General features: G+C 71.6%; 16 protein-coding genes. 11 read left to right on the forward strand and 5 right to left on the reverse strand.

The window, feature by feature from the left end; translation table 11 throughout:
* The first annotated feature begins 34 nt into the window (after positions 1-34).
* From ASG30_RS03305 to ASG30_RS03355, 11 genes are all read left to right on the forward strand, one after another.
* Positions 35-940 carry a DMT family transporter gene (locus tag ASG30_RS03305; RefSeq protein ID WP_055892611.1) on the forward strand — a complete coding sequence of 302 codons (906 nt, stop codon included), beginning with the start codon at positions 35-37 and terminating at the stop codon, positions 938-940.
* Positions 941-1,053: 113 nt separating this feature from the next.
* Entirely contained in the window at positions 1,054-1,380 is a 327-nt protein-coding gene (locus ASG30_RS03310; RefSeq protein WP_055892614.1) for a hypothetical protein, read from the forward strand.
* Positions 1,377-2,867: a lipopolysaccharide biosynthesis protein gene (locus tag ASG30_RS03315; protein ID WP_055892617.1), complete on the forward strand. Its 1,491-nt coding sequence runs from the start codon at positions 1,377-1,379 to the stop codon at positions 2,865-2,867. The genes ASG30_RS03310 and ASG30_RS03315 overlap by 4 nt, the downstream gene beginning before the upstream one ends.
* A 25-nt stretch (positions 2,868-2,892) precedes the next feature.
* Positions 2,893-4,317, forward strand: coding sequence for an O-antigen ligase family protein (locus tag ASG30_RS03320; RefSeq protein WP_082521862.1), 1,425 nt, complete (start codon positions 2,893-2,895; stop codon positions 4,315-4,317).
* Positions 4,314-5,279: a glycosyltransferase family 2 protein gene (locus tag ASG30_RS03325; RefSeq protein WP_055892620.1), complete on the forward strand. Its 966-nt coding sequence runs from the start codon at positions 4,314-4,316 to the stop codon at positions 5,277-5,279. The genes ASG30_RS03320 and ASG30_RS03325 overlap by 4 nt, the downstream gene beginning before the upstream one ends.
* On the forward strand, positions 5,276-6,358 hold the full coding sequence (locus ASG30_RS03330; RefSeq protein WP_055892623.1) for a glycosyltransferase family 2 protein: 1,083 nt from the start codon (positions 5,276-5,278) through the stop codon (positions 6,356-6,358). The genes ASG30_RS03325 and ASG30_RS03330 overlap by 4 nt, the downstream gene beginning before the upstream one ends.
* 35 nt (positions 6,359-6,393) lie before the next feature.
* The gene (locus ASG30_RS03335; protein WP_156385402.1) at positions 6,394-7,584 is read left to right on the forward strand and encodes a glycosyltransferase family 4 protein; all 1,191 of its coding nucleotides are present in this window, start codon (positions 6,394-6,396) and stop codon (positions 7,582-7,584) included.
* Positions 7,581-9,266 (forward strand): FAD-dependent oxidoreductase, encoded by a 1,686-nt coding sequence (locus tag ASG30_RS03340; RefSeq protein ID WP_055892625.1) that lies wholly within the window; start codon positions 7,581-7,583, stop codon positions 9,264-9,266. Before ASG30_RS03335 ends, ASG30_RS03340 begins: the two co-directional genes overlap by 4 nt.
* Entirely contained in the window at positions 9,263-10,273 is a 1,011-nt protein-coding gene (locus tag ASG30_RS03345) for an NAD-dependent epimerase/dehydratase family protein (RefSeq protein ID WP_055892629.1), read from the forward strand. Before ASG30_RS03340 ends, ASG30_RS03345 begins: the two co-directional genes overlap by 4 nt.
* A 59-nt stretch (positions 10,274-10,332) precedes the next feature.
* Positions 10,333-11,427 carry a GNAT family N-acetyltransferase gene (locus ASG30_RS03350; protein ID WP_082521863.1) on the forward strand — a complete coding sequence of 365 codons (1,095 nt, stop codon included), beginning with the start codon at positions 10,333-10,335 and terminating at the stop codon, positions 11,425-11,427.
* 364 nt (positions 11,428-11,791) lie between these two features.
* Entirely contained in the window at positions 11,792-13,132 is a 1,341-nt protein-coding gene (locus ASG30_RS03355; protein WP_055892634.1) for a glycosyl hydrolase family 8, read from the forward strand.
* 75 nt (positions 13,133-13,207) lie between these two features.
* On the opposite strand, the gene ASG30_RS03360 is transcribed toward ASG30_RS03355, so the two are convergent.
* From ASG30_RS03360 to epsF, 5 genes are all read right to left on the reverse strand, one after another.
* Complete coding sequence (locus ASG30_RS03360; RefSeq protein ID WP_055892637.1) at positions 13,208-14,629, reverse strand: hydroxysqualene dehydroxylase; 1,422 nt, start codon at positions 14,627-14,629, stop codon at positions 13,208-13,210.
* A 139-nt stretch (positions 14,630-14,768) separates the two neighbouring features.
* Entirely contained in the window at positions 14,769-15,095 is a 327-nt protein-coding gene (locus tag ASG30_RS03365) for a hypothetical protein (RefSeq protein ID WP_055892640.1), read from the reverse strand.
* Between the two features lie 193 nt (positions 15,096-15,288).
* Positions 15,289-16,065, reverse strand: coding sequence for a WecB/TagA/CpsF family glycosyltransferase (locus ASG30_RS03370; protein ID WP_235579728.1), 777 nt, complete (start codon positions 16,063-16,065; stop codon positions 15,289-15,291).
* 8 nt (positions 16,066-16,073) lie between these two features.
* Positions 16,074-16,979 (reverse strand): chain length determinant protein tyrosine kinase EpsG, encoded by a 906-nt coding sequence (epsG, locus tag ASG30_RS03375; protein ID WP_082521864.1) that lies wholly within the window; start codon positions 16,977-16,979, stop codon positions 16,074-16,076.
* Entirely contained in the window at positions 16,976-18,379 is a 1,404-nt protein-coding gene (epsF, locus tag ASG30_RS03380; RefSeq protein WP_082521865.1) for a chain length determinant protein EpsF, read from the reverse strand. The genes epsG and epsF overlap by 4 nt, the downstream gene beginning before the upstream one ends.
* Between the last annotated feature and the right edge of the window lie 6 nt (positions 18,380-18,385).

Genomic DNA, 18,385 nt, shown 5'->3' on the forward strand with positions numbered 1-18,385 from the left:
GCCATGGCCGCGGTTGCGCCCACACTCGCCCGCCATGCCGCTTTCCTCCATCACCGACTTCGTGCTGCTGGCCGCCATCTGGGGCGGCTCCTTCCTCTTCATGCGGCTGGCGGTGGTGGACCTGGGGCCGCTGCCCACGGCCGCGTTGCGCGTGGCCATCGCTTGCGCCTTCCTGCTGCCGCTGGTGCTGTGGCGCGGCCTGGGCCCGCAGCTGCGCCAGCACGGCCGCAAGGTGCTGGTGATCGGCGTGCTGAACTCGGGCATCCCGTTCGCGCTGTTCGCCTTCGCGGTCTCCACCATCACCACCGGCCTGTCGGCCATCCTCAACGCGACGGTGCCGCTGTTCGGCGCGCTGGTCGCCTGGCTGTGGCTGAAGGACCGGCCGGGCGCGTCGCGCACGCTCGGGCTGGTCGTCGGCTTCGCGGGCGTGGCGCTGCTGGCCTGGGACGGCGCGAGTTTCAAGACGGGCGCCGGCGGCATCGCCCCCGGCTGGGCCGTGCTGGCCTGCCTGGTCGCCACGCTGTGCTACGGCATCGCGGCCAGCGCGACCAGGAAGTACCTGACCGGCCTACCGCCCCTGGTCACCGCCACCGGCAGCCAGCTGGGCGCCACGCTCGTGCTGGCGTTGCCGGCGGCGTGGACCTGGCCCGCCACCATGCCGGGCGCCGCCGCGTGGCTGGCGCTGCTGGCCGTGGGCGTGGTCTGCACCGGCATCGCCTACATCCTCTACTTCCGGCTCATCGAGGAGGCCGGCCCGGCCCGTGCGCTGGCGGTCACCTTCGTGGTGCCGGTGTTCGCCGTGCTCTACGGCGTGCTGTTCCTGGACGAGCAGGTCACCGGCTGGATGCTTTTCTGCGCGGCGGTGATCGTGTGCGGCACGGCCCTGTCCACCGGCCTGCTGAGGCTGCCCGAGCGCAAGCGGCTGGGCGTCCAACGCTGAGCTGGCGAGCTCAGCCGTGGGGCCCCATCTGGGCAATAGCCTGAAAGAGCCATGACCCCCTTGGCGGGACTGCCCCACGGCGCAGGGGGGCTGTTTGAGAATCGTCCGCATCGATGGACCGCAAGGACGCCAAGATGTACAAGATTCTTCCTGCGCTCGCCCTCGGCTTCGCACTTCAGACCGCCCTGGCGGACAACCTGCCGGCCGCCACCGCCGAAGCCTTTTCGGCGACGGGGCTCATGCACGCGACGCTGGTGGGGCCGGCGCAGCCGATAGGCGCCCAGCGCAAGACCGAACAGGCCGTACTGAAGGCCGACGCCGATCCGGCGCAAGACAAGAAGCACGAGTCCGGGCGCGACCACACGACCGGCATGCTGCTGGCCGCGCTGGCGCTGATGGCCGGCATCGTGCTGCGACGTTGGGGCAACAGCCAACAATGAGGGCGACGAAACTCCGGACCCTGGCAGAACGCGCCTTCAAGTGGAGCGCGCTGACCACCATCGGCCGCTTCGCGCTGCAACTCGTCGCGCAGGTCGTCCTGGCCCGCCTGCTCGGGCCCAGCAACTACGGCGTCTACGGCATCGGCCTGGTGGTGCTCACCTTCGCCGGCTTCCTGGCCGGCAACGCCTTCAGCTACAGCCTGGTGCTCAAGAAGGAGGTGGACGACGACGACGTGCGCTTCGCCTTCACCTGGCAGCTGATGGCGGGCCTGGTCTGCGCGGCGGGCGTCTACGCCAGCGCGGGCTGGCTGGCCACCTATTTCGGCGACCCGCGCGTCGAACCCATGCTGCGCTGGATCTCGGTCGCGGTCCTGCTGCAAAGCCTGATCGCGCCCTCCAGCTGCCTGATGACGCGCGAGCTGAACTTCCGCGACATCGGCCTGATCCACCTGGGCAGCTACGGCGCCGGCTACCTGATGGTGGGCGTGCCGCTCGCCCTGCGGGGGTTCGAGGCGCAGGCCCTGGCCGGGGCGTGCGTGGTGCAGGCGCTGGTGGCGCTGGTGGCCAGCTTCGCGCTGCGCCCGCACCCGATCAAGCCGCTGCTGCGGCATCCGATGAGCGCCGACACCTTCGACACGGGCCGCACGGTGTTCTTCACCAACATGGTCAACTGGCTGCTCACCAACGTCGACCGCATCGTCATCGGCCGGCTCCTCAACACGCACTCGGTGGGCCTCTACAACGTGGCCTACAACTTCGCGTCGATCCCGTACGTGCTGCTGGTCAACTCGCTGCAGCCCACCTTCCTGGCCGCGGGCGCCCGGCTGCAGGACGACCTGCGCCAGCTGGGACAGGCCTGGCTCACGCTGCTGGCCTGCATGATGGTCTTCCTGATCCCGGCCGGCGTGCTGCTGTCGATGCTGGCCGGCGACCTGGTGCGGGTGCTCTACGGCCCGGCCTGGAGCGAGGCCGGCTGGGTGATGGCGATCATGTTCCTGTGCCTGCCCGCCTGGTGCTGCCTGGGGATGTCCACGCCGGTGCTGTGGAACACCGGGCGCAAGCACCTGGAGGCGATGCTGCAGCTGCCGATGCTGGCCGCCGCCGTGCCGCTGTGGTGGCTGCTGGCGCCGCTGGGCATCCGCGCCATCGTGATCGCCGCGGCCGGCGTGATCTTCGCCCGCGCCATCGTCATCGTCGCCGCCGGCCTGCGGGCGCTCGACCTGTCCTGGCGCCTGCTGCTGCCGTTCGCGCTGCGCGGCCTGGCCCTGGCCGCGGTGTGCGGGGTGGCGGTGACGCTGGGCCGGCAGTTCGTGTCGTCGCTGCACCAGCCGCTGGCCACGCTGATCGTGGAAGGCTGCACCGGCTTCGGCACGCTGCTGCTGGTGACCCTGGTGTGGCCGCAGGTGCTCGGCCCCGAGGCGCGCGGCGTGCTCTCGCGCCTGATCCCCTCCATGGGCCCGCGCTGGGCCCCCCAGGCCCGGCCATGACCGCATGCCGCAAGGAACGATCCCGATGAACCGAGCCCACGACGCGACCACCGTCCCTGCGCGCAAGGCGCGCTCCGCGAAGAAGGCCGATGGCTGGAAGCCGCGGCGCGACGGCGCGCTGTTCCTGCTGTTCCCGCTGATGCTGGTGCTCACCGGCCTGGAGGTGCTGCTGTCAGGCCGCGACCTCACGCAGGCCTTCGCCATGCTGGAGCAGGAGACCCAGGCGCTGGAGCTGGCCACGCGCCATCCGGTGATCGCCTGGATCCAGCGCGGCATCTCGCTGCTGCTGATCGCGGTCTGCCTGGAGCGCATCGTCAGCCATTTCGCGCAGCGCAAGGCCGTTCCCTCGCCCCTGCTGACCGGGTCCTTCCTGTTCTACTGGCTGACCACCGTGGCGATGACGGCGGTGCTGGCGACCAACCCCAAGATCTCGCACGAGTACGTCTACCCGCTGCTGCTGGGACTGGCCTGCTCGCTGGCCGGACCCGCCGACCGCGACCGCATCCTGGGGGCCGTGCGCAACGCCTTCGTGGTGTTCCTGCTGGCCAGCGTGATGCTGATCTTCGTCAACCCGATCATGGTGCTGGACTCCAGCTACACGCAGGGCCTGATCCCCGGCCTGCCGCGCTTCGGCGGCCTGACCTCGCACCCGGTGATGATGGGCATGCTGACGCAGGCCGTGCTGATCATCCTCTGGGTGCGGCCCTTCAAGCGCACCTGGCTGAACCTGTTCGCATGGGCGCTCGGCCTGGGCGTGCTGTTCATGGCGCAGTCCAAGACGGCCTGGCTGTGCTTCCTGATCAGCGCCTGCTGCCTGGTGGTGGTGCGCCGCGGCATCGACGCCGTGCAGCACGCCGGCGACCCCCGCAGCAGCTCCTTCGGCGTCGGGCTGCTGCTGCTGGTGATCACCGGCATCGTGGCCGTGCTGGCCGCGTTCCTGGTGTTCGACCTGCCCACGGTGATCGCCGACTTCTTCAACACCAGCACCGGCGCGCAGCTGGCCTCGCTGACCGGCCGCGACCGCATCTGGGTGGTGGCCATGGAGGAGTGGGGCCGCAACCCGGTGTTCGGCTACGGCCTGACGATCTGGGACGCCGACTACCGCCAGGCGATCCAGATGCCCAACGCCACCCACGCGCACAACCAGATGCTGGACACGCTGTCGCGCTCGGGCACGGTCGGCGCCATCGGCCTGGTGGTCTACGCCGTCGTGCTCACCGGGATGGCCTTCCGCTACGCCCGCGCCACCGGGGGCCTCAGCCTGGCCCTGTTCATCTCCACCGCCCTGCTGTCCATCAGCGAGGTGCCCCTGCTGCTGGTCGACTACGGCAGCCACGTCATGACCCATTTCCTGCTCATCGTCGCGGTGGCTTCCGGCGCGGCGGCCCGCGTGCCCGCCCCGCGGGCCGCGCCCACCCCGATCGAGCCGACCCTCAGGACCGCCGCATGAAGTTCTCCGTCGTCATCCCGCTGTACAACAAGGCGCGCTACGTCCACTGCGCCATCCGTTCGGTACTGGCCCAGACCCTGGCGCCGCACGAGGTGATCGTGGTGGACGACGGTTCGACCGACGCCTCGGTCGACGTCGTGCGCACCCTGGCCGACCCGCGCGTGCGCCTGGTGCGCCAGCCCAACTCGGGCGTCTCGGCCGCCCGCAACCGCGGCATCGCCGAAGCCACCGGCGACTGGATCGCCTTCCTCGACGCCGACGACTGGTACCACCCCGAGATGCTGGCCGCGCTGCGGCAGGCGCACCAGGCCTGCCCCGAGGCGGGCCTGCTGGGCACGCAGACCCGCAACATGAGCAACGTGCTGGGCGACCCCGAGCCCTGGTCGGCTTCCGAAAGCTTCGTCGAGGTCGAGGTGGTCGACGACCTGCGCCAGCGCTGGATGCGCACCGCCCCCTTCAACAGCAGCAGCGTGGCCATCCGCGCGTCGCTGCTGCGCGAGATGGGCACCTGCTTCATCGAGGGCGAGTCGCACGGCGAGGACCTGGACCTGTGGTTCCGCGTGGCCGACCGCACGCCCGCGGCGGTGGTCAACGCGCCCTTCGCCGCCATCCGCCTGCTGCCCGACAGCCTGTCGCGCCGCACGCCGCCCGCCACGCCGCCGGAGTACCTGCGCCGCATGCGCGCCGCGGCGTACTCGGGCGAGATCCCGCGCGAGCGGCGCCGCTCGGCGCTGTGGTTCGTCGGCCAGCAGGAGGTGACGATGGCGCGCGAGACGCTGGGCGCCGGCAACCGCATGGCCGCGCTGCGCTTCCTCTGGGACGCGCGCCACGTCGCGCTCACCCGCCGCTGGCAGCTCACGCTGCTGATGACGCTGCTGATGCCCTCGCACGTGGCCGACAGCTGGCAGCGCTGGCGCCTGCGCAGCGCCGAGGTGTTCTCGCCGGAGGGCCCCACGCAATGAATACGCCCACGGCACCCTGCCGGGTCTCGGTGATCATCAAGGCCCTCAACGAGGAGGCCAACATCGCCGCGGCCATCGAGAGCTGCCTGGCGGCCCTGGCCGACGTGGGCGGCGAGGTGATCCTGGCCGACTCCGCCTCCACCGACGGCACCGTGCAGGTGGCCAGCCGCTACCCGGTGCGCGTGGTCCAGCTGGCCAGCGCGGGCGACCGCAGCTGCGGCGCCGGCCCCCAGCTGGGCTACCAGCACTCGCGCGGCGAGTACGTCTACATCATGGACGGCGACATGAAGATGGTGCCCGGCTTCCTGGAACACGCCCTGGCCTTCCTGGCCCAGCACCCCGAGATCGCCGGCGTCGCCGGCCGCGTGGTGGAACAGAACACCGAGAGCCTGGAATACCGCGAACGCGGCGAGCGCAGCCTGCGGGCCGAGCCGCACCGCAACCCCGGCCCGGTCGACCGGCTGGACGGCGGCGGCCTCTACCGCCGCCGCGCCATCGAGGAAGCCGGCTACATCTCCGACCGCAACCTGCACAGCTACGAGGAGTTCGACCTGGCGGTGCGGCTGCGCTCGCTGGGCTGGAAGCTGTGGCGCCTGCCCTTCGACGCGGTCACGCACTTCGGGCACGACGCGCCGCCCTACCGCCTGCTGCTGCGCCGCTGGCGAAGCCGCTACGCCTGCGGGCTGGGCGAGCTGCTGCGCGGCGCCCTGGGCAAGCCGCGCATGAAGCTGGTGGTGCGCGGGCTGCGCGAGCTGCGGCTCTACCTGGGCGTGCTGGCCTGGTGGGCGCTGCTGGTGGCCGTGGCGTTCTGGCCGATGGAATCCGACACCCGGGTGACGGTGTTCGGCGTGCTGCTGGGTGCGCCCTTCGCCGCCATGTCGTGGCGCAAGCGCTCGCTGTCGCGCGGCGTCTATTCCGTGGTCTCCTGGTGCGTGCAGGCCGCCGGCCTGCTGCGCGGCTTCCTCGCCCCGCGGCAATCGCCGCGGTCCCTCATCCCCAGCCTGGTGCTGCACGACGAGGTCGAGCGCTCGCCCTTCGGCTTCGAGCGCGAGAACCGCATCTCGGACACGCACCGCTGAAACCTCCTTCGACGACACCGTCAACGCCCGACCCCATGCCCCAACCGATGGACAGTTCCTCCACCTTCGGCCTGAGCGTGCCGCCGCTGGCCGGCGACGACCGCGACAGCCGCTTCATCTACATCGCCGTGCCCTGGACCCCCATGGGCGGCGGCATGTACAAGGTGGCCGACTACCTGATCCAGTCCCAGCCCGCCGACGGGCCCGGCCCGGTGCTGCGGCCCCTCGACACGCGGGGCAGCGGCAACGCCGCGGCCTCGCTGCTGCAGGTGGCGCGGGCGGTCGGCAAGCTGGCCAGGGCCCGCTTCAATGGCCGGGTGGCGGGCGTGCACGTCAACATGGCCGAGCGGCTGGACTTCGTTCGCGAGTCCATCGTGCTGGCCGCCTGCAAGCTGCTGGGCATCCCGACCGTGCTGCACCTGCACGCCGCGCAGCTGCACCACAGCTTCCAGCGCTTCCCCGCGCCGGTGAAGGCCCTGGTGCGCTGGATCTTCTCGCTGCCGCAGTCCTGCGTGGTGCTGGGCAAGGTGTCGGCCCAGTTCGTGACGCGCGAGCTGCGCGTGCCGGCCGACAAGGTGGAGATCGTGATCAACGGCGTGCCCGAGCCCACGGTGCCGCGCCGCCCCGTCACGCTGCACGACGTGCCGCGCGTGCTGTTCGTGGGCAACCTGTCCGAGCGCAAGGGCGTGTCCGACCTGCTGCAGGCGCTGGCGCAGCCGGCGCTGTCGGGCGTGCCCCTGCACCTCACGCTGGCCGGTGGCGGCGACCTCGCCGGCTACGCCGCGCAGGCCGAGCGCCTGCGCGTGGCGCACAAGGTGCACTTTCACGGCTGGGCCGGCCAGGAGGAACTGGCGCGGCTGCTGGCCGAGGCCGACGTGCTGGTCCTGCCCTCGTACGACGAGGGACTGCCGCTGGCCATCCTGGAAGCGCTGGCCCATGGCGTGGCCGTGGTCTGCACGCCGGTGGGCGAGATCCCGCACGTGCTGGCGCACCGGCGCGACGCCTGCTTCGTCGAACCGGGCGACCCGGCCAGCATCGCGCGCGGCCTGGCCCTGGTGCTGACCGAGCACGACCTGCGCGAGCGCCTGGAGCGCAACGGCAAGGCCCTGTACGAGGCGCAGTTCTCGCTCAAGCGCTTCGCCGCCACGGTGGCGCGCATCCACCAGCGGCAGTTCGGCCTCTCCGTGCAGCAGCCGCCCGCGCCGACGGTGGAGGTGCAGGCGTGATCGAGAGCGCGCACCAGGTGCCGCGCGGCACCACGCTGCAGGCCGACGTGTGCGTGGTCGGCGCGGGCGCGGCCGGCATCCCGCTGGCGCTGTCGCTGTCGGGCCGCGGCCTGTCGGTGCTGCTGCTGGAGGCGGGCGAGCGCAGCCAGGACGCCAGGGCCCAGGCCCACTACCAGGGCGAGGTGGCCGACGAGCGCATGCACAGCCCGCTGCACCGCTACCGGCTGCGCGGCCTGGGCGGCTCCACCAGCCTGTGGGGCGGGCGCTGCATGCCCTACGACCCGATCGATTTCGAGGAGCGTGCCTGGGTGCCGCACAGCGGCTGGCCGATCTCCTACGACGGCCTGCAGCCCTGGTACGCCCAGGCCAACGCCTGGTCCGAGGCCGGCCGCTTCGCCTACGACGCGCGCACCGCGCTGCCCTCGGCGCCGCCGATGTTCGCCGGCTTCGACAGCGCCATCGTGCGCACCCACGGGCTGGAGCGCTTTTCCTGCCCCACGGATTTCGGCAAGCGCTACCGCAGGCGGCTGGAGGTGGCGCCCGACGTGCGCGTGCTCACCGGCGCGCACTGCACGGCGATCCGCCTGGACGATGCGGGCGCCAGCGTGCGCACGCTGGAGGTGGCGACGCTGGACGGCAACCGCTTCCAGGTGTCGGCCCGCGCCGTGGTGCTGGCCAGCGGCGGGCTGGAGACGGCGCGGCTGATGCTGCACTCCAGCGACGTGGTGCCGCAGGGCGTGGGCAACCAGAACGACGTGGTGGGCCGCTACTACCAGTGCCACATCGCCGGCAACGTCGGCACCCTGACCATCCACGGCCACGTGAACAACGTGCGCCACGGCTACGAGGTCGCGCCCGACGGCGTGTACTGCCGCCGCCGGCTGCAGATCGATCCGGTGCAGCAGCGCCGCCACGGGCTGATGAACGCGGTGGCGCGGCTGCACTTTCCCAAGATCACCGATCCGTCGCACCGCAGCGGCGTGCTCTCGGGGCTGGTGCTGGCCAAGAACCTGATCAGCTACGAGTACGGCAAGCGCCTGCGCGAATCGCAGCCGATGGACGGCGAGGTGTGGGCGCGCCACGTGCTCAACGTGCTGCGCGATCCGCTGGACACCGCCGCCTTCCTCACCCACTGGGTGCGCCGCCGGACCCTGGCGCAGCGCAAGTTCCCCTCGGTGATCCTGCGCAACCGCACCAACCGCTTCAGCCTGGAGGTCCAGGGCGAGCAGCAGCCGCTGGCCTCCAGCCGCGTGCAGCTGGTCGAGCGGCCCGACGCGCTGGGCATGCGGCAGCTGCGCGTGGACTGGCGCTACTGCCTGGCCGACATCGAGTCGGTGGCGCGCACGCTGGACCTGGTGAGCGCCGAACTGGCGCGCACCGGCGTCGGCCGCTACGAGTACGACCGCGACCGGCTGGAAGAGGACCTGATGCGCTACGGCGCCTACGGCGGCCACCACATCGGCACCGCGCGCATGGGCGCCAACCCGAAGAACAGCGTGGTGGACGCGGACTGCAAGGTGCATACGGTGGGCAACCTGTACGTGGCCGGCAGCGCGGTGTTCCCCACCTCCAGCCAGGCCAACCCCACGCTGACCATCGTGGCCCTGTCGCTGCGCCTGGCCGACCGGCTGGTGCAGCGCCTGCAGCCGCGGCGCGCGGCGACCGAGGAGCTGTTCGCATGACGGGCCGCGTCCTGGTGCTGGGCGGCAGCGGCTACATCGGCTCGCGGCTGGTGCGGCTGCTGCGCGAGGCCGGCTACAAGGCCCTCAGCGCTTCGTCGCGGGCGCAGCCGGGCGAGGACCGGGTGCGGTTGGACACGCGCGACGGCGCCGCGCTGGCGCAGGCGCTGCAGGGCATGGACGCGGTGGTGAACTGCGTGGCGGGCGACGCCGGCGCCATCGCCGAGGGCGCGGCCACGCTGGTGCACTCGGCCGCGACGGCCGGCTGCCCGCGCATCGTCCACCTGAGCACCATGTCGGTGTACGGGGCGGTCGAAGGGCGGGTCGACGAACACACGGCGCCCGGCCCGCTGCTGGGCTGGTACGACCAGGCCAAGCGCGAGGCCGACAAGCAGATCGCGCAGTTCGCCACCGGCGGCGGCCGCGCGGTGCTGCTGCGGCCCGGCTGCGTGTGGGGCCCGGGCAGCGAGCTGTGGGTGGGCCGCGTGGGCCGCTGGCTGCGCGCGGGGCGCCTGGGCGACCTGGGGGCGGCCGGCGACGGCTGGTCCAACCTGGTCCACGTGGACGACGTCTGCATCGCGGCGATCCGCTCGCTGGAGCTGTCGCTGGCGCCGGGCGAGCAGCGCACTTTCAACCTGGCCGCGCCGGACAGTCCGCGCTGGAACGAGTACTTCAGCGACCTGGCCCTGGCCCTGGGCGCGACGCCGGTGCGGCGCCTGTCGGCCCGGCGGCTGCAGCTCGAAGGCAAGGTCGCCGGCCCGGCGCTGCACCTCTTGCGCAAGGCCGGCCAGCGAATGGGCCGCGACGTGGCGCACTGGCCGGAGCCGGTGACGCCGGGCCTGGTGGCCCTGTGGCGGCGGCATCTTCACCTCGACGCGCGGGCGGCCGCGCGCGAACTGCGCCTGGACTGGACGCCCTACCCTGCCGCGTTGCAGGAAGCCGCGGCGTGGTTCTTGGAGCAGGAGAGCCTGGCGCGGGTCGGTGCCCGCGCCGTGGCCTCGCCCGGTTGACATTCGAACGCAGTAGGGGACGGCCGGCCCCCTCCACCCACCGGCGCGGCAGGTGATCGATGAAAGTCTCCGTGATCGGCCCAGCGGACCTGGGACCCCGGGAGCGCGCACGATGGCGCGAGCTGCAGGCCTCCAACCCCAGCCTGGGGAGCCCCTGCTTCTCGTGGCAGTTCACGCGCGCCGCCGCGGCCGCGCGCCGCGACGTGCGCATCGCCGTGATGGAAGACGGCGGGGCCATCGTCGGCTTCTTCCCCCACCAGCGGCGCCTGGGCGCGGGCGAGCCGATCGGCGGGCGCATGTCCGACCACCACGGCGTGGTGGCGGCGCCCGGCACGCGCTGGGACTGGCCCGAACTGCTGCGCGGCGCCGGCCTGTCCTACTGGCTGTTCGACCACCTGCCAGCGGCGCAGAACCCGGGCGGCCCGGTCTCGCATTCGGTCTCGCCGGGCCTGGACCTGTCGCAGGGCTTCGAGGCCTGGCTGCAGCGCCGGCGCGAGCAGGGTTCCACGATGGCGCGGCTGCCGGCGCGCCTGCGCAAGCTGGAACGCGACCTCGGGCCGCTGCGCCTGGAACTGAACAGCCGCGACCGCCGGGATTTCGACACCGTGGTGCGCCTGAAGTCCGAGCAGTGCCGCCGCACCGGCCAGCTGGACTTCTTCGCCCTGGGCTGGCCGCAGGCGCTGGTGGAGCACATCCGCGACACCGACGAGCCGGACTTCGGCGGCCGCCTGGCCACGCTGCATGCCGGCGACACGCTGGTCGCGGCGCACTTCGGCATGAGCACGCCGCAGGTGCTGCAGTGGTGGTTCCCGGTCTACAGCCAGGCGCACGCCGCGCACTCGCCCGGCACGCTGCTGCTGGTGGAGGTGGCGCGCGTGGCCGCGGCGCAGGGCCACCAGCTCCTCGACCTGGGCCGCGGCGACGAGGACTACAAGCGGCGCTTCGCCGACGCCAGCCTGCCGCTGGTGGAAGGCAGCGTCAGCCGCCCCACCGCGGTCACGGCGGCGCGCCGCTGGAAGAAGCGCCTGGGCGCCTGGCTGCGCACCTCGCCGCTGGCCGCGCCCGCGCTGCCGCTGCTGCGGCGGCTCAAGCGCCTGGCGGGCCTGGCGGTGTTCACGCCGGACATGCAGGCGCTGGTGCCGGTCTGGATGTGAGGCCGGGGCGCCGCCCGGTTCTCACCACGCGCATTCAAACGTAACTTCCAAGGCTGGGCTTGTCGTAACGGCGCCTGTCGCCCCGAACGCGCCCAACCCCTCCTGCCCCCTCCAGCCCGGCTGTACCTCAGCCGGTCAGCCGCCGCATGGCCTGTTACGGCCGAGCCAGGGGCAGCTCATCCGTGCACATCTTTCGTTACGGTTGTAGGCGACCGACTCGGCGGTTTGTGGGACGCCTCCTACTACATTCGCGGCTCCCGCTGAGGTTGGCCTCCAGCCCTGCCGCAAGCCGGTGCCGCAAAGACAAGCGGCCCCCGCGGTCGGTGCCGATCCAGCCCATCTTCAATCAAGAAAAAAGAAGTTCATGCGCAGACGCCTCTTCCTCCGCTCCGGAACCGCCTCGGCCGCCGCGCTGGCCCTTGCCGCCTGTGGCGGCGGTGGGGGTGGCGGCACCGCCACCGACCTGGCCACCGGCGTCAGCACGGACACGACGGGCGCCACCGGCAGCACGGCGACGGCGCGGCGTGCGGTGGCGGGGCCCGATGCCTATCCGTTCGGCTCGCGCCTGGACCCGTACGTGGCCGGCATCCGGCCGAATGCCGGCGTCGAACAGATGGACGCGGCGGTGCGCGGCGCCTACGACGCCTGGAAGGCCCGCAACATCGGCGACATCCCGACGGTGGCGGGCGGCAAGGTGGTCCTGTGCTGGGGCGCCAATCCGGCCAACTACCTGACCGTCTCCGAAGGCATGGGCTACGCCATGCTGATCACGGTGATCATGGCCGGCCACGACCCCGAGGCGCGCTCGATCTTCGACGGCCTGCTCACGACCGTTCGCGCCCGCCCCGCGTACAGCATCCCCGCTTCGATGGGCGGCCCCTACCTGATGGACTGGCGCCTGACGGCCGACGGCTCCTCGGCCGACCATGCCGGCGGCGGCTGGAACGCCATGGACGGCGACCTGGACATCGCCATGGCGCTGCTGATGGCGGACCGCCAGTGGGGATCCACCGGAAACTGGAATTACAAGCAGGAGGCGCTCAACACCATCGGTGCGATGGCCGCCTGGAACATGAAGCCCGACGGCACCACCAAGGGCATGGCCACCGCCCACGTGAGCCGCACCTCCGACTACATGATCGGCCACTTCCGCGCCTTCAAGCGCGCGACCGGCGATGCGCTGTGGGACCGTGCCATCGACCGCTCCTACTGGCTGGTCGACCGCATGCAGACCGTGTACTCGCCCCAGTGCGGCCTGATGCCCGACTTCATCATCCAGACCGACAGCGCGGCGCCCATCCCCTCGCCCGGCGGCTTCGGCGACTTTGTCGACACCGAGGGCTACTACTTCGCCAACGCGCAGCGCAACCCGTGGCGCTGGGGCACGGACTTCGTGACGTCGGGCGACGCCCGCTGGCAGTCGGTGTGCACCAAGCTGGTCGGCTTCGTCGAGCGGGACACCGGCGGCAACCCGGCCATCATCTCGGCCGGCTACCACCTGGACGGCCATGCGATGAACCGCAGCTACTCGCCCGAAGGGATGATCGGCCCGATGCTGTGCGGCGCCATGGTCGATGCGCGCTTCCAGGGCTTCCTGGACGCACTGTGGAACTGGAACTCGTCCAACTTCACCACCGACTACTACGACTCCGAGCTGCAGCTGATCCCGCTGATCGTGGCCTCGGGCAACTGGTGGAACCCGTGATGCAGGCGGCCGCCACGAAGAACAAGCCGCTGCCGCCCGGCGGCGTCGGCAGCGGGGGCACCGGCTGATCGCGCTTCAGCGCGCGCGGAACAGCCGCACGAAGCCGCGCGTGTCCGGCGCGGCGATCGCCAGCTTCTGAGGCCGGCCCGCGGCCTCCAGCACCGCTTCGGCGGCCAGGGCGCCCGAGCGCGCCGCACTCTCCATCGAACACGGCACCGAGGTGTCGGTCCAGTCGCCGGCCACCCAGAGGCCGTCCACCGGCGTCGCCGGCTGCGGGCGCAGCACCTCGGTGCCGGGCCGCGGCTGCGGGATCGCCATCGCGGTGCGGTGCACGCGCGCATGCACCACGTGCGCCTGGCGCGCCAGCGGCGCGAACTCCTTCACCTCGCGGATGGTCTGCTCGACGATGCGGCCGTCCGGCCAGTCGGCGCGCGCCATCGGCCCGATGGCGTTGGCGGCGATGACCGAAGGCTCGCCCGCCAGCGACGTGCGGATGCGGGCCAGGTCGTAGAAGTCGGTGTTCAGGCCCTGCGGTGTCCAGGTGCGGGCCCAGAAGCGCTCCTGCGTCACCGGCCGGTCGAACCACAGGTAGGTGCTGATGTAGGGGCTGGGGCGGAAGTAGCGCGCCGCGGTCGCCAGCGGCTGCAGCGCCGCCTCGCCGCTCTCGCCGGCCAGCGCGGCCACCTCCTGCGGCGGCAGGGCCAGCACGCAGCGCGAGCTGTCGATGGTGTGGCCCTCCTCCAGGTCGACGCCCACCAGGCGGCCCTGCTCCACGCGCAGGCGCCGCACGCGCGCGCCGAACAGCACCTGGCCGCCGGAGCGCACCACGGCGCGGCAGGTCCCCGGCACGTACAGCTGCGAGAGCGCCAGCTTCGGGAAGCCGAAGTGCCAGCCGCTGCGCCCGAGCATCAGGCGGAACACGCGCATCATGGATGCGGCCGAGCACTGCTCCAGCGGCACGTTCAGCAGGGCCAGCATGGACGAACGCCAGAACCATTCGATCGCCGCCGGCCGCACGCCCATCTCTCGCAGGTAGGCGTGGGCCTCCTCCACGTCCAGCTCGCGCAGCGTGCGCTCGTTCAGGCGGGCGGCGCGCCACGCGATGCGCAGGTGCGACCAGCCGTCGCGCATCGACATCCGCGAGAGTGCGCGCGGCAGCAGCGGCAGCCCGTGCAGCGGCGCCGGCAGGCGCGGGCTGGGCATGCGCAGTTGCCCGCGGCTGTCGTGCAGCGTGATCAGCGGGCGGCGTTGCCAGAGGATCTGCTCCGCCGTGCCCAGGCGCTTGAGCATGGCCATGAAGTTGCGGTGCTCGGTGCTCACGACGTGCGGGCCGATGTCCACCTGCAGGCCGGTGGTCTCGTCGTTCCAGCTGCTGGCGCGCCCGCCCGCGAACGGGGCCGCCTCCAGCACCACCACCCGCATGCCGGCGTCGGCGAGCGCCATCGCGCAGCGCAGGCCGGCGATGCCGGCGCCCACCACCACGGCATCGGGGTTCACTCGTGATCTCCTCGTCGTCGGCGATGGTCCGTCGAAACGGCGTGCAGGGGCATCCGTGCGAGCGTATCGGGCTGCGGGGCCCGCGTACTGCCGAGCCACCAACGATGGGCGTCAGCCTTCATTGATGAGCCAGCGGACCTCACCCCTGCCACACGCCGTAGCCTGCCCGGCGCAACTGGATGCCGAGTTCCACTTCCATCTCGCGCGCGGCGGCGTAGGGCATGGGGTTGAAGCGTTCGTACAGGTCGGGCAGGAGGTGAAGGCCCCACTCCTGCACGTAGCGGTTGGACTGGATGCCGGCCTTGTGCTTGTCGAAGCGGACGTCGGGGTCCAGGCCGGTCATGCCGACATAGACGAAGGGTTTGCCCAGTTGGTAGTCGGGGTTGGCTTTGCGGAAGCGGGCCACGTTCCAGACACGGTCGTCGAGTTGGACGACGTAGACGTGGTAGTGGGGGCGGCGGGGCATCCTTGCCGGATTGTGGCGGTGCTTTCCTGGGCAGCGCGCCTGCGCGGCAGGCGGGATCCAGGGCTTCCGGCAGTCCGCTGAAGGCGGACGCACTGGATTCCCGCCTTCGCGGGAATGACGGAGGGAGGTGTGAGGGACCCCTGCCGCAGGCAACGAACAGCAATGAGCCCCTGCCGAAAAAGCCGCGAAAGCCTCAAGCCACCTGCGGCCACCGATGCCGCAGCGACCTCACCGCCACCGCCAGCGCCCGCTTCATGAACAGCGGATTGCCATGCACGTACCGGTTCCACAAGCGGCGCGGCTCGCGCCCCAGTCGGAACGCCCACTCCAGGCCACTGTTGCGCATCCACCGAGGCGCACGAGGCACCTTCCCGCCGAGGAAATCGACGATGGCCCCACCGCAAATGATCAGGCACGGCGACCCGAGCGCCGCACGCAATGCCATCGCGACCTCTTCCTGCTTGGGCATGCCCATGCCCAGCACGATCACGCGCGGGCGGTGCTGGGCCGCGATGTGGATGTAGTCCTCCAGTTGCAGGAAGCCGTTGGCGACCACGCAGGCGCTGTCGGGCGCGAGCTTCTCGCGCACCACCTGGCGCGCCTGCGAGAGCCAGGGCTCGCGCGTGCCGAACAGGGCCAGCGGCAGGCCGTTGGCCCGCGCCAGCACCTTGGGGATGAGGTCGGTGCCATTGAGGTTCTGCCCGGGCGTCTGGTTGCACAGCTGCATCAGCAGCGACACCCCGACGCCGTCGCGAACCACCACGTCGGCCGACATCAGCGCCTGGTAGAACGGATCGGACTCGGCCACCATGTTCATGGCGTGCGCGTTGACGAAAGCCAGCACGCGCGCCTCTCCCGGCCGCAGGAGCCAGTCCAGCAGCTGTTCCTCGCCGCGTGGGGTGTTGACCCGCGCCATCGCACGAACGAGCTGGTACCAGCGCATCTGCCAGTCCCGGGAGCGGGACGGCACGGAGAACGTCACACTGTTCCCGCCCCGTTGAGGACGGCCCCCACCACCGTGACCCCGAATTCCTTGAGGTCCTCGGACAGCTTGATCACGCGCGGCATCGAGCTGCGGTCGCGGCAGGTCACCATCAGCGCCGCGCCGGAGCGCGCCGCCACGGTGCTGGCGTCGGCCCAGGCGCTGGCCGGGGGCGTGTCCACCAGGATCACCTCGTACATGCCGCGCAGCGACTGGATCAGCCGCTGGAACTGCGGCCGCGACAGCAGCTCCTGCGGGTTGGGCGGCAACACGCCGGCCGGCAGCACGGTCAGGCCGGGCAGCTGCTTGATCTCGCACATCACCTCGGCGCCGGCGCGGCCGGCCAGCAGGGCCGACAGGCCGATCTTGCCGGGCAGGCCGAAGATGCGGTGCTGGCGCGGCTTGCGCAGGTCGGCGTCGATCACCAGCGTGCGCTTGCCCATCTGCGAGAACAGCACGGCCAGGTTGGCCGTGATGTAGCTGCGGCCTTCGCCGGCGCCGGGACTCACGATGGCCAGGGCCGACTGGTGGCCGGTGTCGTTCTCGAACCAGCGCAGCATCAGCTGCGCCCGCAGGCTGCGCAGGTGCTCCACGGCCGGGCTGTCCGGCTCGTAGGCGGCGACCAGGTCCTTGCCCAGGCCGGCATCGGGCGAGATGCTGGCGTGGCCGAACTGCAGGGCGAGCGCGTGGCGCACGTCCTCGTCGGTGAGCAGGCCCATGGAGATGCCGGCTTCGCCGAACGGCAGGCCGACCTTCTTCTGGTAGTCGTGGATGCGCTCGGCCTCTTCCTCGGTGAGGCGGCCGGCGTCGACCAGCAGGGCGCCGATGGGCAGCGCGGGTTCGCGCGAGACGGGACCGACGATGTCGAGATCGCGGTGCAGGGGCAGGATCTGGCTGTTCATGCGAGGCTCCCGCGGTAGGCCAGCGCCGGGCGCGACGGCGCATGCGCCAGCAGGGCCAGCGATTCGCGGCCGTTGTGCGCCGGCACGGTGGCCAGGATCGGCAGGTTGGTGGCCATCGACAGGTCGTCGACGGAACGGACGCGGCGGTTGAGCAGCTCCATCAGCAGCGCACCGGCCAGGGCCAGCAGCAGTCCGCAGAAGGCGGCCAAGCCCAGCGCCACCTTGGTGGTGGGACCCTTGGGCTCCAGCGGTTCGACCGCGGTGGCCAGGCGCTGGATGTTGGTCTGGGTGGTCAGGGCCTGCAGCTTGGACTGCGAGGCGCGCTCGCTGACCTGCTCGTAGGCCTTCTGCGCGGCGTCGAGGTCGCGCCGCAGCACGTTGAGCTCGTCGCGGTGGCGGTTGAACTGCATGACGCGGGCGCGCTGGCCGTTCACCGCGGCCTGCAGCTCGCGTTCGCGGGCGCGGCCGACCTGGTAGGCCGTGTCGATGGCGGTGCCGATGCTGGAGGTCTCGGAGCCCAGGCGCGACTTCATCGCGTTGAGCTCGTCCTGCATGCGGATCATCTGCGGGTGGCGCGAGCCCAGGTTGGCGCTGGCCTCCTGGATCTTGGCTTCCTGCGCCGCGATGCTGGACTTGAGCGTGTTGATCAGCGGGCTGTTCATCGCCTCCGAGATGCTGCCGGCGGACGCGGCGCGCTTGTTGGCGACGTCGGTCAGCTGGCCCTGCACCAGCGTCAGCTGCGAAGAAAGCTCGTTCAGGCGCTGGCTTTCCATGTCCACGCCGTCGGCGCTGATGACGCCGGTGCGCTGCTGGTACGCGGTGAGCGCGCCCTGGGCCTGTTCCAGCCGGGTGCGGGCGAACTTCAGCTGGTCGTCGAACCAGGTCGAGTACTTCTTGGCCGGGTCGGTCTTGATGTCCAGCGCGATGTCCAGGTAGGCCTGGGAGAACGCGTTGGCCACCTTGGCCGCATCGGCCGCGCTGCGCGACGTGTAGGAGATGTTGATGATGTTGCTCTCGCGCGCCGGCTTGACCTCCAGGCCGGACAGCAGGTCGCTGGACAGCCAGGCCTTGAGCGAGCCGCTGCCGCCGGACTTCTGCCAGGCCTCGGTGGACTGCGGGTCCTTCTCGAGCTCGAGCGTCTCGACCACGCGCTCGGCGACGCGGTTGCTGCGCACGATGTCCATCTGCGTGGCCATGTAGGCCTGCGGCACGATGCTCTGGTAGTTGGGCTGCGCCAGCGGGTCGTTGGCGCGCATGTCCACCAGGATCGGCGCGTGGGCGGTGTAGTACTTCGGCCTCAGCATCACCCAGGCCAGGGCCAGGGCGATCGTGGACAGGAAGACGATGAAGACCATCGTGCGTCGTGCACGCAGGACGGAGAGGAATTGGAAAAGATTCATGGCGGG

Origin of the sequence: Ramlibacter sp. Leaf400 (assembly GCF_001424545.1) — a bacterium.
GTDB lineage: Bacteria > Pseudomonadota > Gammaproteobacteria > Burkholderiales > Burkholderiaceae_C > Ramlibacter.